This window comes from Sphaerisporangium rufum, assembly GCF_016863395.1.
Classification (GTDB): Bacteria; Actinomycetota; Actinomycetes; order Streptosporangiales; family Streptosporangiaceae; genus Sphaerisporangium; species Sphaerisporangium rufum.
The window spans coordinates 34,166-46,969 of record NZ_BOOU01000054.1; the positions used below are offsets into that span (position 1 = coordinate 34,166).

Sequence of the window (12,804 nt, forward strand, 5' to 3'; positions counted from 1 at the left end):
CATTTGAAGACTGACGACCGACCAGTCATCGGATGGGAGAACGGTCATGCCGGCCCTCAGATCTCGCACGGTCACTCACGGCAGGAACATGGTGGGGGCGCGTGCCCTGCTGCGCGCGACCGGCGTGGCCGGCGGTGACTTCGGCAAGCCGATCATCGCGGTGGCCAACAGCTTCACCCAGTTCGTCCCGGGCCACGTGCACCTGCGCGAGGTCGCCGAGGTGGTGGCGGACGGCATCCGCGAGGCGGGGGCGATCCCGCGCGAGTTCAACACCATCGCGGTGGACGACGGAATCGCGATGGGCCACGGCGGCATGCTCTACTCGCTGCCATCGCGGGAGCTGATCGCCGACGCGGTCGAGTACATGGTCAACGCGCACTGCGCCGACGCCCTGGTCTGCGTCTCCAACTGTGACAAGATCACCCCGGGTATGCTGCTCGCCGCGCTGCGGCTGAACATCCCGACGGTGTTCGTCTCCGGCGGTCCCATGGAGGCGGGCAAGACGCCCGGCCGCAAGCTCGACCTGATCGACCCGATGATCGCCGCCGCGGACGAGAGCGTTTCGGACGCCGAGCTGCTGGAGCTGGAGGAGAACGCCTGCCCGACCTGCGGGTCGTGCAGCGGCATGTTCACCGCCAACTCGATGAACTGCCTCACCGAGGCGATCGGCCTCGCGCTGCCCGGCAACGGCACCACCCTGGCCACCCACCGGGCCCGCAAGGCGCTGTTCACCGAGGCGGGCACCCGGGTGGTCGACATCACCCGGCGCTACTACGAGGACGACGACGCCTCGGTGCTGCCGCGCAACATCGCCACCCGGGACGCCTTCGAGAACGCCATGGCGCTGGACGTGGCGATGGGCGGTTCGACCAACACCATCCTGCACCTGCTGGCGGCGGCCCGGGAGGCCGGTGTCGACTTCGGGCTCAAGGAGATCAACGAGGTGTCCCTGCGGGTGCCCTGCCTGTGCAAGGTGGCGCCGGCGACGTCGAAGTACCACGTCGAGGACGTGCACCGGGCCGGCGGCATCCCGGCCATCCTCGGCGAGCTGGACCGGGCCGGGCTGCTCCACCGTGACACCCACAGCATCCACGCCGCGTCGCTGACCGAGTACCTGCGCGCGTGGGACCCGGTCTCCCCCGAGGTGACGCCGGAGGCGCTGGAGCTGTGGCACGCGGCCCCCGGCAACGTCCGCACCGTGCGGGCCTACTCGCAGGAGGCGCGCTGGGAGTCGCTGGACCTGGACCGCGCGCAGGGCTGCATCCGCGATCTGGAGCACGCCTACACCCGGGACGGCGGCCTGGCCGTGCTGTACGGCAACATCGCGCCCGAGGGGTGCATCGTCAAGACGGCGGGCGTGGACGAGTCGATCTGGCGGTTCAGCGGGCCGGCCGTGGTGTTCGAGTCGCAGGAGGAGGCCTCCGAGGGCATTCTCGGCGGCCGGGTCGCCGCGGGTGACGTGGTGGTCATCCGCTACGAGGGCCCTAAGGGCGGGCCCGGCATGCAGGAGATGCTCTACCCGACCAGCTTCCTGAAGGGCCGCGGGCTCGGCAAGGCCTGTGCGCTGATCACCGACGGGCGGTTCTCCGGCGGCACCTCCGGCCTGTCGATCGGGCACGCCTCGCCCGAGGCGGCGGCCGGCGGCCTGATCGCCCTGGTGGAGCCGGGCGATCAGATCGAGATCGACATCCCGGCCCGCAGCATCGAGCTGAAGGTCCCCGAGGCCGAGCTGGGCGCCCGCCGGGAGCGGCTGCTGGCCGACCTCGGCGGCTACCGGCCGCGCGAGCGCCGGCGCCCGGTCAGCGCGGCGCTGCAGGCGTACGCGGCGCTCACCACATCGGCCTCCACCGGCGCCTCCCGCGACCTGTCCCAGCTGTCTCGCTGATCCTCACCATCCGGCCGGGCCGCCGCCCGGCCGGATGGTGAGCCGGATCTCACTTGGCGGGCCGGAAACCTTACCAGACGGTCCGCGGTTTCCGGATCTGGTGTTCGAAAATTGTCGGTGCCGGAGACTATCGTGGACGTATGGCCAACGTCACCACGCCCCCACTGACGACCGCCGAAATCGCCGCTCTCGCCCTGTCCCTCGCCCTGCTCGGCGAGGGACCGCAGGCGCTGGCAGCCCGGCACGGGCTGCGCAGCGTGTTCGACCACCTGGAGTTGGACGACGACGTCATCGCCGCCACGCTCGACACCCTGACCCGGCCGCTGCCGCCGGAGATCGCGCGGCGGGCCCGCACGATCGCCGGCGCGGTGACCGGCCGCCAGGTGGTGCGGCTGCACTACCGCGACGCGGCCGGCCGGGTCAGCTCGCGGGACGTCGAACCGGTCACCTGCCTGGTGCACCGCGACCACTGGTACCTGGTCGGCTGGTGCCGCGCCAAGGCCGGCATCCGGGCGTTCCGCTTCGACCGCATCGTCGCGGCCGAGCCCACCCTGGTGCCCGCCCGGCCGCACCGGCCGGACCGCTACCTGCCGTTCCAGCGCCGCCGGGCGGCCTGACCCGCGCGGCCGACCATCCGGCGACGGCTCAGCCGCAGCAGCCGCCGCCACAGCAACCGCCGCCGCCCCCGCCCGTGGCGCGGGGCGCGGCGGCGCCGCCGGTGACGGCGACCGTGGAGAGCAGTTTCACGGTGTCCTCGTGGCCTTCGGGGCAGCGGGCGATGTCGCCGGCGGCGGACATGGGCCGGGAGATCTCGAAGGTCTGCCCGCAGGCACGGCATCGATAGTCGTAACGCGGCATGACAGCAGGGTACGCCGTGCCGCGGGCGCGCGGGAGCGCCCCGGCACCGCTCAGGCCGCCTGCAGCGCCAGGTACGGCGCCCACTGCGGATCACCGTCGGACTGGGCGCCGATCAGCCGCCAGTGCACCCCGCGGGGCACCACGGGGGCCACCCGCAGCGTCCAGCCGATCTCCTCCAGCAGCCGGTCGGCCTTGCGGTGGTTGCACGGCATGCACGAGGCGACGCAGTTCTCCCAGGTGTGCAGCCCGCCGCGGGAGCGGGGCAGCACGTGGTCGATCGTCTCCGCGCGCTGGCCGCAGTACGCGCACCGGTAGTCGTCCCGGCGCATGAGCGCGGCCCGGGTGAGCGGGATCCGGGAGCGGTACGGGATGCGGATGTAGCGCCGCAGCCGGATGACCGACGGCACCTCCATCGTGCACGAGGCGGAACGCAGGACCGCGCCCCGGCCGTCGCGGTGCACGACGTCGGCCTTCTCCCTGATCACGAGCACCACGGCCCGGTGCAGGTTGAGTGTGGTGAGTGGTTCGAAAGTGGCGTTCAGCAGCAGAACCTGGCGCATCAGCGGACCTCTCCCGCCGCGCAGGACGCCTTCAGGGATGCGCCTTGGCGCATCCCGGCTTGCGGCCCGTCGTCTTGGGCCTCGGATGCTTCCGTCACATCGACCTCCGCGGGCCGGCCCAGCGGATGGGTTCCGCGGCACCGCCCTCCAGCAAGTGTGGCCTCTCGGACGACGCTCCCGCCACCCCAATTAACGGTCGTGTCGTCCAGGCCCTGCCCTCCGAGTTATGTCCGGTTGACCCCACTAAGCAAACCTATTGTCGGCAAATCCCCATGGTGCGGTGATCCGCGGTGACCGCCCCTTGACCAGGGGTGGCCCGGTTGGTGACCATGCCGCCGGTCGGCCCGGTGCCATAGGCTCCTCACATGAGCCCATTGCCCTATCCGAAGGCCCTCCGCGACGACGTGGTCGACGACTACCACGGCACGCCCGTGCCCGACCCGTATCGCCGGCTGGAGGACGCCGACGACCCGGCCACCAAGGAATGGCTGGCGGCACAGGGTGAGCTCTTCGCCAAGGCGATGGCCGCCGCCCCCCGGCGGGACGCGTTCCGCGACCGGGTCGCCGAGCTGGTGCGCTCGGGCACCGTCGGCGCGCCGGTCTGGCGTGGCGAGCGCTGCTTCTTCATGCGCCGCACCCCTGAGCAGGAACACGCCGTGCTCTACACCCGGGACGCCGGCGGGCTGGAACACGTCCTGCTCGACCCGATGGCGATGGACCCCTCCGGATTGACCACGATCGACTCCTGGCAGCCCGACAAGGAGGGGCGCCGGCTGGCCTACCAGATTTCCGTGGGCGGCGACGAGGAGTCCCGGCTGCATGTGATCGACGTCGGCACCGGGGAGCGGCTGGACGGGCCGATCGACCGCTGCCGGTACTCCCCCATCGCCTGGCTGCCCGGCGGCGAGGCGTTCTACTACGTGCGCCGGCTGCCGCCCGGCGAAGTACCGGCCGGCGAGGAGCAGTTCCACCGCCGCGTCTACCTGCACCGGGTCGGCGCGCCGGTCGGCGACGACGTCATGGTCTTCGGCACCGGCCTGGAGAAGACCAACTACTACGGCGTCTCGGTGTCCCGGGACGGCCGGTGGCTGTCGATCTCCGCATCCCGCGGCACCGCGCCGCGCAACGACCTGTGGCTGGCCGACCTGTCCGCCTCGCCGCCGGAGTCACCGCACCTGACCGGCGTGCAGCAGGACGTGGACGCGCAGACCATGCTGCTGTTCGGCCGCGACGGGCGGATGTACGTCTTCACCGACCGCGAGGCGCCGCGCGGCCGGGTGTGCGTCACCGACCCGGACCGGCCGGAGTACGAGCACTGGCGGGACCTGATCCCCGAAGACCCCGAGGCGGTGCTGGCCGACTTCGCGATCCTCGACGACCTGGACCGCCCGGTGATGCTCGTGGGCTGGACCCGGCACGCCGTCAGCGAGATCTCGGTACACGACCTGGCCGGCGGCGAGAAGATCGGCGAGGTGCCCACTCCCGGGCTCGGCACCATCGGCGGCATCACCGAGCGGCCCGAGGGCGGCCACGAGGCGTGGTTCGGCTACACCGACCACACCACGCCCACCCGCGTGCTGCGCTACGACGCCCGCACCGGCCAGACCACGCTGTGGGCCGCCAGCCCCGGGGCGGTCGAGGTGCCGGAGGTGACCACCGAGCACATGGTCTACCGCTCGGCCGACGGCACCGAGGTGCACATGATCGTGGTGTCCCCGCCCGGGACCGGACCGCGGCCCACCATCCTTTACGGCTACGGCGGCTTCGGCGTTTCGCTGACGCCGGGTTTCTCGGCCAACATCCTGACCTGGGTCGAGGCGGGCGGCGCCTACGCGGTCGCCCAGCTGCGCGGCGGCGGCGAGCAGGGGGAGAGCTGGCATCGGGCCGGCATGCTCGGTGACAAGCAGAACGTCTTCGACGACCTGCACGCCGCGGCCGAGCATCTGATCGCCACCGGCGTCACCACCGCCGATCAGCTGGCGATCTCCGGCGGATCCAACGGCGGCCTGCTGGTCGGCGCCGCGCTCACCCAGCGCCCCGAGCTGTACGCGGCGGTGGCGTGCTCGGCCCCGCTGCTGGACATGGTGCGCTACGAGCGGTTCGGGCTCGGCGCCACCTGGAACGTCGAGTACGGCTCGGCGGCGGTGCCCGAGGAGTTCGCCTGGCTGTGGGGCTACTCGCCGTACCACCACGTGCGGGAGGGCGTCCGCTACCCGGCGACCCTGTTCATGGTCTTCGGCTCCGACACGCGGGTGCACCCGCTGCACGCCTGGAAGATGTGCGCCGCGCTCCAGCACGCGCAGGCGGACGACGACCGGCCGGTGCTGCTGCGCAACGAGAGCGAGGTCGGGCACGGCGCCCGGGCGGTCAGCCGCTCGGTGGAGCTGATGGCCGACCAGCTGGCCTTCCTCGCCCGGCACACCGGGCTGACCGCCTGACGTCCGTAGGCGCCGGCCGCCGGCCGGCGCCTAGCGGGGGAAGACGATGGTCTTGTGGCCGTCGAGCAGCACCCGCTGCTCGGCGTGCCAGCGCACCGCCCGGGAGAGCGCCAGGCACTCCAGGTCGCGGCCCATGGCGGCCAGGTCCTCCGGGGAGTGGGTGTGGTTCACCCGGGCGACCTCCTGCTCGATGATCGGCCCCTCGTCCAGGTCGGCGGTGACGTAGTGCGCGGTGGCGCCGATGAGCTTCACACCGCGCGAGTACGCCTGGTGGTAGGGCTTGGCGCCCTTGAACGACGGCAGGAACGAGTGGTGGATGTTGATCACCTTGCCGGCCAGCTTGCCGCACAGGTCCTCCGACAGCACCTGCATGTAGCGGGCCAGCACCACCATCTCGGCCCGGTAGTGCGCCACCAGGGTGAGGACCTCCGCCTCCTGGCGCTGCCTGGTCTCGGCGGTCACCGGCAGATGGTGGTAGTCGATGCCGTAGGACTGGGTGAGCGGCCGCAGGTCGGGATGGTTGGACACCACCGCGACGATCTCGATGTCCAGCAGGCCGGAGCGCACCCGGTACAGCAGGTCGTTCAGGCAGTGGCCGAGCTTGCTGACCATCACCAGCACCCGGGGGCGTACACCGAGGTCGTGCAGCTGGAACTCCATGGACAGCTCCGGGACCAGCGCGGTGCAGGCCGAACGCAGCTCGTCCTCCGGCAGGCCGGAGGTGAACTGCACGCGCATGAAGAACCGGCCGGCCACCGGGTCGCCGAACTGCTGGCTCTCGGTGATGTTGCACTTCCTGGTGGCCAGCATGCCGGAGACCGCCGCGACCACGCCCGGCCGGTCAGGACAGGACAGGGTCAGCACGTATTCGGAGCTCAACCGACTCTCATCCCTTCGCTCGCGCCTCAGGCAGATTACCCCTCCAGGGGTTTTCGGGAACGCCTCTTCCACGGGTTGGACACCTTCGGCGCGCCGGGTCCCGGCCCGGCGGCCGGATTCGGGGAAGACCTGATCGGGCATCGGCGCTTACGGCCGGTTGACCTTGGCCTCCGTAGCCTCTATCACGTGAAATGGGTGGACAGCAGGGGATTCACGCTCGAGGCGCTCATCCTCGGCGACCGGCCCTGGCTACGGGTACGCCGGGGCCGCGAGTACGTCGCCTACTACGCGAGCGTGGCGGAACTGTCGGCGGATCTGGACCTGGCCGACCTGGTGGCCGCCGACTGAAGACGCCCAGGGCATCGGACAGCACGCGAAAAGGAAAGTACAGTGGCGCCCGGACGAGCCGAGAGGAGTGCACACGGGTGCTTGCGTGGGACCGGCTGTCACCGGAGGAGAAGCGCGCCGCGGTCGCCCTGGCCGCGATGCTCCCAGGCTATGTCAACGCCGTCTTCGTGGCCGAGCATCTGGCCGAGGCGATGGCCTGGCAGCGTGGCGAGCTCACCGACGATGAACTGGGTGAGCGCACCGGCTGGACGTTCAACGCCACCCCCGAGCAGTACGCCGACATGGCCGTCCGCTCGGCCCGGCGGGCGGGTGTCGATCCGGTGACCTGGCTGGACGCGATGAAAGCGGCGTATCCGGAGCAGCGCGCGATCGCCGCCGAGCTGGAACGGCAGCGCCTCCGGCAGGTCGCCGACCGGCCCGGCGAGTTCTGGCGGATCGTGGCGGCCAACAACTGGCCGGACGCCCTGTCCCCCGCCGAGCCCCCGGACGACGGACCCGGCGAGCCGGGCGAGGGCCGCGACCGGCCGGAGGACGGGTAGCCGGTCACCGCCGGGCGTCCAGCTCCCGGCGGATGTCGGGGTCGTCAGGGTCGAGGTCGCGGGCCCGGCGGAGATCGGCCAGGGCCTCGGCCGGCCGGCCGAGGTCGCGCAGCGCGACCGCCCGGTTGTAGTAGAGCGCGGCGTCCTGGTCCACTGCGATCGCCCGGGTCAGGTCGGCGACGGCCCCGTCCAGGTCACCGGTCTCGTACCGCAGGGCCGCCCGGCCGGCCCAGGCCGGCACCAGCGCGGGCGCCGCGGTCAGGGCGTCGTCGAAGGCCGCCCGCGCCGCGGCGAACCGTCCGGCGGCGGTCTCGAGCTGGCCGAGCACGCAGCACAGGTACGCGTTGCCGGGGTCCAGGGCCAGCCCGGCCAGCACGTCGGCCCGCGCCTGCTCGGGCCGGCCGAGTTCGGCCAGCAGTCCGGCCCGGTTTATGTACGCGTCCAGGTACTCGGGATCGAGCTCCAGCACCCGGTCCAGGTCGGCGCGGGCCGCCTCGCGGTCGCCGGTCGCCAGCAGCAACTGGGCCCGGTTGTAGTGTGCCTCGGGCAGCGGCGGGCTCAGCCGGATGGCGGTGTCGTAGTCGGCCAGCGCGTCCTGGATCCGGCCGAGTTGGAGCAGCAGGTTGCCGCGGTCCAGGTGCTGATCGGGGTAGACCGGGTCCATCGCGACCGCCGCGTCCATCTCGGCGAGCGCCTCGCCGGGATGCCCCAGCATCCCGAGCAGTTGGGCGCGGTTGGCGCGCAGGATCATCCGGTGCACCAGGTGGCGGCCGGGCGGCAGGTCGGTCTCGGCCAGCTTGATCGCCGATTCGACCAGGGTGAGCGCCTGGTCCAGGTGCCCCTCCCGCATCTCGATGAGCGCCTTGCCGTTCAGGTCGAACCCGAGCTTGAAGGCGCGTACCGCCGGATCGGGCAGCAAGGTGGAGATGGCGATGGCCTCGTTGATCCACCCCTGGGCCCGGCCGAGGTCGCGGCGCGCCCGGTCCGGGTCGCGGGCGTCCAGCATGGCGGTGGCGTAGGCGGACGCCGAGTGCACCTCCGGGTCCAGGCTGGTACGGCGGGCGTCGTCCAGCACCTCGCGGGCCTGCCGGCGGTGGCCGAGTCCGGCCAGGGCGGTCGCGGTCCCCTGGCTGAGGTTCCACCATCGCCGGCCGCCGGGGGTGGCGAGCCGCAGCCCGCGCCGGCCGAGGTCGGCGGCGGCGTCCAGGAATCCTTCCTGCATGCAGTGGTCGAGCGCGGCCCACAGCGCCGCCACCCCGGCCCCGGCCGGGTCGCCGCCGTGCTCGCGATGGTAGGGGATGGCGCCGAGCGTCCAGGCGGGGTCACCGGTCGCGGCCAGCTCGTCGGCGCGCCGGTCGTGCAGCCGTGCCCGCTCGGCCGGTGGCAGTTCCCGGTATCGGGCGAGAGCTCGGGGATCGTCCAGCGTGCCGTCGGCGGCGACGAACAGCGCGCCGAGGTTTTCCGGTTCCGCCACAAAAGCGGATTCGGCCGCTATCAATTGGCCGCGGAATTCGTCCCATGGCTCCTTGCCGGAGCACACGACAATTGTCAGATCCGCCGGCGAGAAACGCCGGATAAGGGTGGCCAGAAGTTCCCGGTCCGTCTCGTCCGCCTGATCGACGTTCTCCACCACGACGGCGCGCGGTGCGGTCCCGCAGTCACGGACGAACTCGGCGATCCCGTTGGCGATCCGCAGGGTACGGCGCGGCGCCGGCACCAGGATCCGCTCCTCGTCGGGGAGCCGGGTGTAGAGGGGCTCGCGCCGGGGCGGCACCTGGTCCCGAAGGCCGGGTGCCGCCGCGCGGATCTCGATGTCGTGCTCGGCCACCACGCCGGGCGCATGCTCCAGGGTGGCCGGTACCAGGGCCTGGAGCAGGGCACCGCCGAAGGTGTACGGTCCGCGTAGCCGGCGGTGCGCGTCGAAGACGGGTGCGGACCGGCGGCCCGGGTCGAGCGAGGCGAGCACGCCGCGACGATCCCGGGCGCATCCGCCGTACACCCAGAGGTGCCGGGGTTCGATGATCAGCCCTTGTGGATCGCGCTGGCCGAACCGGACAGGCGTGCGACGCCGGGTTTGCGGACGGTGATCTTCTTCATTGGCGGGTGGCCTCCTCAGATCTTGAAGTACACCGACCCTATTATTCGGACAAATCCATAATGCGCAAGCATTCACCGTGGCCTTTCTGGCCAGATAACCCCCACTAAATAGTCAGGTGCCGGGAAGACGCCGGAGCCAGTACCTTCTCGCCGTAAACGACGACGAGCCCGCCACGGTCCTCCCGGCGCACCTCGCGCCAGCCGGCCCGGCGGTAGAGCTCCAGCGCCGCGCCCTGGCCCAAGGTGGTGTCCCCGCGCAGCGTCCGGTAGCCGAGCCGGCCCGCGGACTCCTCCAGCGCCTCCAGCACCAGCCGGCCGAACCCGCGCCGCTGGAAGTCCGGATGGACCCGCAGCCGGCACAGCTCGGCCGTCTCGTCGTCCACCCGCCGCAGCCCGCCCATCGCCACCACGCCGGAGCCGGCCACCTCACCGACCAGGAACTCCCCCCGGTCGGCCAGGTACAGCCGGTTGATGTGCGGGATGTCGTCCTCGTAGTAGACGCCGTCGCCGGCGATGATGCCGACCTGGGCCAGGCACGTGCGGTGCAGCTCCCAGACCACCTGCTGGTCGGACCAGCGATACCGCCTGAGCCGGAGGGTCATGCCTCCGCCGTCGGCGTGACGATCCGAACCGGAGCCGGCGAGACCAGCTTCTGGATGAACTCGGCGAGACCCGGCAGGTCTCCGCACCTGAGCTGGATGGTGTTGGCCAGGTCCAGCGCGCGGCGCAGGATGATGTCGCTGCGGAAGTCGTCGCCGACCAGGTCGATGGCGTGCCGGGCCTGCTTCAGCGCCTCCTCGCCGTCGCCCTCCAGCAGCCGGCACTGCGCGCGGTCCAGCCGGATGAGGGTCTGGTCCAGCAGGTCGCCGTCGTACTTCTCCAGCGCCTGCTCCAAGATCAGGTCTGCTTCCAGGGTCTGGCCGAGCCGGGCCAGGGTGTCCCCCTGGTGGAAGTAGAGCTGGCGCTCGGTGTAGCCGAACACCGTGTCCTCCTGCTGCGCCGGGCTCATCTGCGCGAACGCCGCCCTGGCCCGGGCCAGGGCCCGCTTGGCCTGGTCCACGACGTCCTTCTTCCCGCCCGCGTTGGCCAGCATGGAAAGGGCCCGCGCCTCGACCACCGGCGCCATGGCCTTGGCCGCGCACGGGGTCTGCCCGGCCAGGTCGCGGCTCTTCTTGGCGAGGTTGAGCGCCTCGCGCGGGTCGCCGAGGAACAGCGGGACCAGCGCCTCGCGGGCGGTGACCCAGGCGCGCAGCGCCCGGTCGCCGGTCTCGTCGGCGGCGGTCCGCGAGGTGCGGAAGAACGACCGGGCGAGCCGCTGGTCGCCCAGGTCGATCATGATGATGCCGGCCAGCCCGGCCAGCCGCGCGGCCAGCGCGCACAGGCGCTCCTGCAAGTCGATCGGCTGGTGCTGCTCCATCGCCTGGCGCACGGTGCTGAACTCCAGCAGCACGTCGCACAGTTGGCGCAACGGGGGGGTGTTCATGTACTGCCGGCCGAACGAGGCCGCCGCCTCCTCCCAGTGGTCCAGCATGGCCGGCGAGACGGTGGTGGAGACCAGTGTCTGGTCCATGCGCCGGCGGATGCTCTCCGCGGCGTTCAGCACCGGCGGGTCCAGCTTCATCGCGGTTCCGTCGATCATCGCCAGCAGCGTCCTGCGTAACACGTTCTCTTCCTCCTCACCTCCGCCCACGGCGTCGTCGGGCTGCTGCACCCAGAGCTCGCGTGAGTCGGAGGACGCGTCGGGCTTGCCCTCGTGGAGGTCGCCCCGCACGACGCCCGGCATGCGGTGGCCATGGCCACAGATGCACGGGCCCTCGTAGCCGAGGGCGACCGGCTCGACCCGGTAGACGGAGCACAGGTAATGGAGGTACTCAGGCCCAGGACGCTTCAGCCCGCTCTCGTAGGCGCTCAGCAACGTCTCGCCGATGCCGGGCACCGGCTTGCCGTCCCGCTCGAACAGCGCCCTGACCTGCTCGACGACATCCGCGAGAGCGATGCCGTGCGCCAGGCGATGAGATTTAATGCGAGTTGTCCCAAAATGCGGACCACACTCGTCGAAAATCTCTTCGGCGATTCTGGCCGCTGTATGACCAATCGCCAGGCCGCGCGCCCGGGTACGCCGGGCTAACTCCGTTTCCTTATGCTGTCTGCCGGACATACCGGCCCCTTTCTGCGGTCGCCGCGCATGCGGCCGCATCGACCCGACCGGTCCCACCTGCGCCGACGCAACTTCGTGTCCGGGACCCGCTGCGCCTGACGAGAATGATGGACCAGATGTCAGAAGGTGTGAAACTTAACGACAAGCCGCTGGCATAGGATCGTCCCCCGCCGGGGACGTTATTTCAACCCGCTTGAAAGAATGCCTATCCCGGAGCACTCGTGGCCTTCGTTGACCAGGTCGGCGGCGGTGAGTCAGATTTGGCGCACCGGCACCGATCGACCGCCATCCCCCCGGCCGCCGGATCGGACGACAGGAGGAAGACGCGAAGTGGACGACGGCTCCCAGCATCTGGAACGACTGGCCGACGAGCTCGACGCTCGGGGGCTTCTGGCCCGAGTGGTCCACACCCAGTCCGGACGGGCGTTCGTCCGGGTCATCAACCCGAACGCCACCAGCCTCGCCGAGAACGTCACGTGCCGGCCGCAGGCCCCCGCCGCCTACTACTGGTGGTCTTGGGGCGAGCGCATGCATCAGGCCGACGATCCGGCGGGCGCGGCGACGAAGGTCGCCCGAGTGCTGGCCGCGGTGAACGAGTGACACCGCGCGGACCCGGTGCAGCGCAGTCACCGTGTCCGCGCGTTCACCGCGGCTCTTCGGGGTCGGCGGGGTGCCCGGTGCGGAGCGCCCGGCGCCGTGGTGACACGGCGCCCGGGCGCTGGGCATCCCGCCGGCTCCGCAAGCCGGCCGGCGCGGGCTCTCACCCGCCCGCGCGGCCCGGCCACATGAACGGCCGCCGGCCCGGAACCTCCTTCCGGGCCGGCGGCTGATCGGGGAGACCCGATCGGAATCGGTGCGGGACTCGCTTCCGGGTGCGTGTCCCGCGCCGTGCCGTCCGTCACCGGGGTGACCAGGCCCGCCCTTCGCGGCCCCGGGCCCGGACACTCCCGTCTTCCCCGGCGAAAAGTGACGGCGGCCGGGCCGGCCGGCGAATCCGCTTGAGGTCAAGTGCCGTTACATCACGGTCAAGCACCGATAATGG

12 protein-coding genes are annotated in these 12,804 nt (G+C 71.7%); 6 read left to right on the plus strand and 6 right to left on the minus strand.

The genetic code is table 11. From position 1 onward, the window contains the following. Positions 1 to 46 precede the first annotated feature (46 nt). Together ilvD and Sru01_RS19855 are read left to right on the plus strand one after the other, a co-directional pair. On the plus strand, positions 47 to 1,885 hold the full coding sequence (gene ilvD / locus Sru01_RS19850; protein ID WP_203988663.1) for a dihydroxy-acid dehydratase: 1,839 nt from the start codon (positions 47 to 49) through the stop codon (positions 1,883 to 1,885). Between the two features lie 140 nt (positions 1,886 to 2,025). Then, positions 2,026 to 2,502, plus strand: a complete 477-nt coding sequence (locus Sru01_RS19855; RefSeq protein ID WP_203988666.1) for a helix-turn-helix transcriptional regulator — start codon at positions 2,026 to 2,028, stop codon at positions 2,500 to 2,502. Between the two features lie 28 nt (positions 2,503 to 2,530). On the opposite strand, the gene Sru01_RS19860 is transcribed toward Sru01_RS19855, so the two are convergent. Both Sru01_RS19860 and Sru01_RS19865 read right to left on the minus strand, forming a co-directional pair. After that, positions 2,531 to 2,743 carry an FmdB family zinc ribbon protein gene (locus Sru01_RS19860; protein ID WP_203988668.1) on the minus strand — a complete coding sequence of 71 codons (213 nt, stop codon included), beginning with the start codon at positions 2,741 to 2,743 and terminating at the stop codon, positions 2,531 to 2,533. A gap of 50 nt (positions 2,744 to 2,793) precedes the next feature. Next, on the minus strand, positions 2,794 to 3,303 hold the full coding sequence (locus Sru01_RS19865) for an HNH endonuclease (protein ID WP_203988669.1): 510 nt from the start codon (positions 3,301 to 3,303) through the stop codon (positions 2,794 to 2,796). A gap of 365 nt (positions 3,304 to 3,668) precedes the next feature. On the opposite strand from Sru01_RS19865, the gene Sru01_RS19870 reads away from it, so the two are divergent. Continuing rightward, the gene (locus Sru01_RS19870; RefSeq protein WP_203988670.1) at positions 3,669 to 5,741 is read left to right on the plus strand and encodes a prolyl oligopeptidase family serine peptidase; all 2,073 of its coding nucleotides are present in this window, start codon (positions 3,669 to 3,671) and stop codon (positions 5,739 to 5,741) included. A 30-nt stretch (positions 5,742 to 5,771) separates the two neighbouring features. Here Sru01_RS19870 and purU read toward each other — a convergent pair whose 3' ends face one another. Then, positions 5,772 to 6,620: a formyltetrahydrofolate deformylase gene (purU, locus tag Sru01_RS19875; protein WP_239137578.1), complete on the minus strand. Its 849-nt coding sequence runs from the start codon at positions 6,618 to 6,620 to the stop codon at positions 5,772 to 5,774. 186 nt (positions 6,621 to 6,806) lie between these two features. On the opposite strand from purU, the gene Sru01_RS19880 reads away from it, so the two are divergent. Then, the gene (locus Sru01_RS19880) at positions 6,807 to 6,968 is read left to right on the plus strand and encodes a hypothetical protein (RefSeq protein ID WP_203988685.1); all 162 of its coding nucleotides are present in this window, start codon (positions 6,807 to 6,809) and stop codon (positions 6,966 to 6,968) included. A gap of 77 nt (positions 6,969 to 7,045) precedes the next feature. Continuing rightward, entirely contained in the window at positions 7,046 to 7,507 is a 462-nt protein-coding gene (locus Sru01_RS19885) for a hypothetical protein (protein ID WP_203988687.1), read from the plus strand. A 4-nt stretch (positions 7,508 to 7,511) separates the two neighbouring features. Here Sru01_RS19885 and Sru01_RS19890 read toward each other — a convergent pair whose 3' ends face one another. From Sru01_RS19890 to Sru01_RS19900, 3 genes are all read right to left on the minus strand, one after another. After that, entirely contained in the window at positions 7,512 to 9,473 is a 1,962-nt protein-coding gene (locus Sru01_RS19890; protein ID WP_203988695.1) for a tetratricopeptide repeat protein, read from the minus strand. Between the two features lie 235 nt (positions 9,474 to 9,708). Then, positions 9,709 to 10,206: a GNAT family N-acetyltransferase gene (locus Sru01_RS19895; protein ID WP_203988697.1), complete on the minus strand. Its 498-nt coding sequence runs from the start codon at positions 10,204 to 10,206 to the stop codon at positions 9,709 to 9,711. Beyond that, positions 10,203 to 11,801 carry a helix-turn-helix domain-containing protein gene (locus Sru01_RS19900; protein ID WP_507763318.1) on the minus strand — a complete coding sequence of 533 codons (1,599 nt, stop codon included), beginning with the start codon at positions 11,799 to 11,801 and terminating at the stop codon, positions 10,203 to 10,205. The genes Sru01_RS19895 and Sru01_RS19900 overlap by 4 nt, the downstream gene beginning before the upstream one ends. 291 nt (positions 11,802 to 12,092) lie before the next feature. On the opposite strand from Sru01_RS19900, the gene Sru01_RS19905 reads away from it, so the two are divergent. Continuing rightward, positions 12,093 to 12,362, plus strand: coding sequence for a hypothetical protein (locus Sru01_RS19905; RefSeq protein WP_203988699.1), 270 nt, complete (start codon positions 12,093 to 12,095; stop codon positions 12,360 to 12,362). Positions 12,363 to 12,804: the final 442 nt, after the last annotated feature.

Excerpts from the sequence above, each read along its gene's own strand:
- Sru01_RS19900 (WP_507763318.1), bottom strand. The coding sequence starts at position 11,801 with ATGCGGCCGCATGCGCGGCGACCGCAGAAAGGGGCCGGTATGTCCGGC.
- Sru01_RS19865 (WP_203988669.1), bottom strand. The coding sequence starts at position 3,303 with ATGCGCCAGGTTCTGCTGCTGAACGCCACTTTCGAACCACTCACCACA.
- Sru01_RS19870 (WP_203988670.1), top strand. The coding sequence starts at position 3,669 with ATGAGCCCATTGCCCTATCCGAAGGCCCTCCGCGACGACGTGGTCGAC.
- Sru01_RS19895 (WP_203988697.1), bottom strand. The coding sequence starts at position 10,206 with ATGACCCTCCGGCTCAGGCGGTATCGCTGGTCCGACCAGCAGGTGGTC.
- ilvD (WP_203988663.1), top strand. The coding sequence starts at position 47 with ATGCCGGCCCTCAGATCTCGCACGGTCACTCACGGCAGGAACATGGTG.
- Sru01_RS19860 (WP_203988668.1), bottom strand. The coding sequence starts at position 2,743 with ATGCCGCGTTACGACTATCGATGCCGTGCCTGCGGGCAGACCTTCGAG.
- Sru01_RS19855 (WP_203988666.1), top strand. The coding sequence starts at position 2,026 with ATGGCCAACGTCACCACGCCCCCACTGACGACCGCCGAAATCGCCGCT.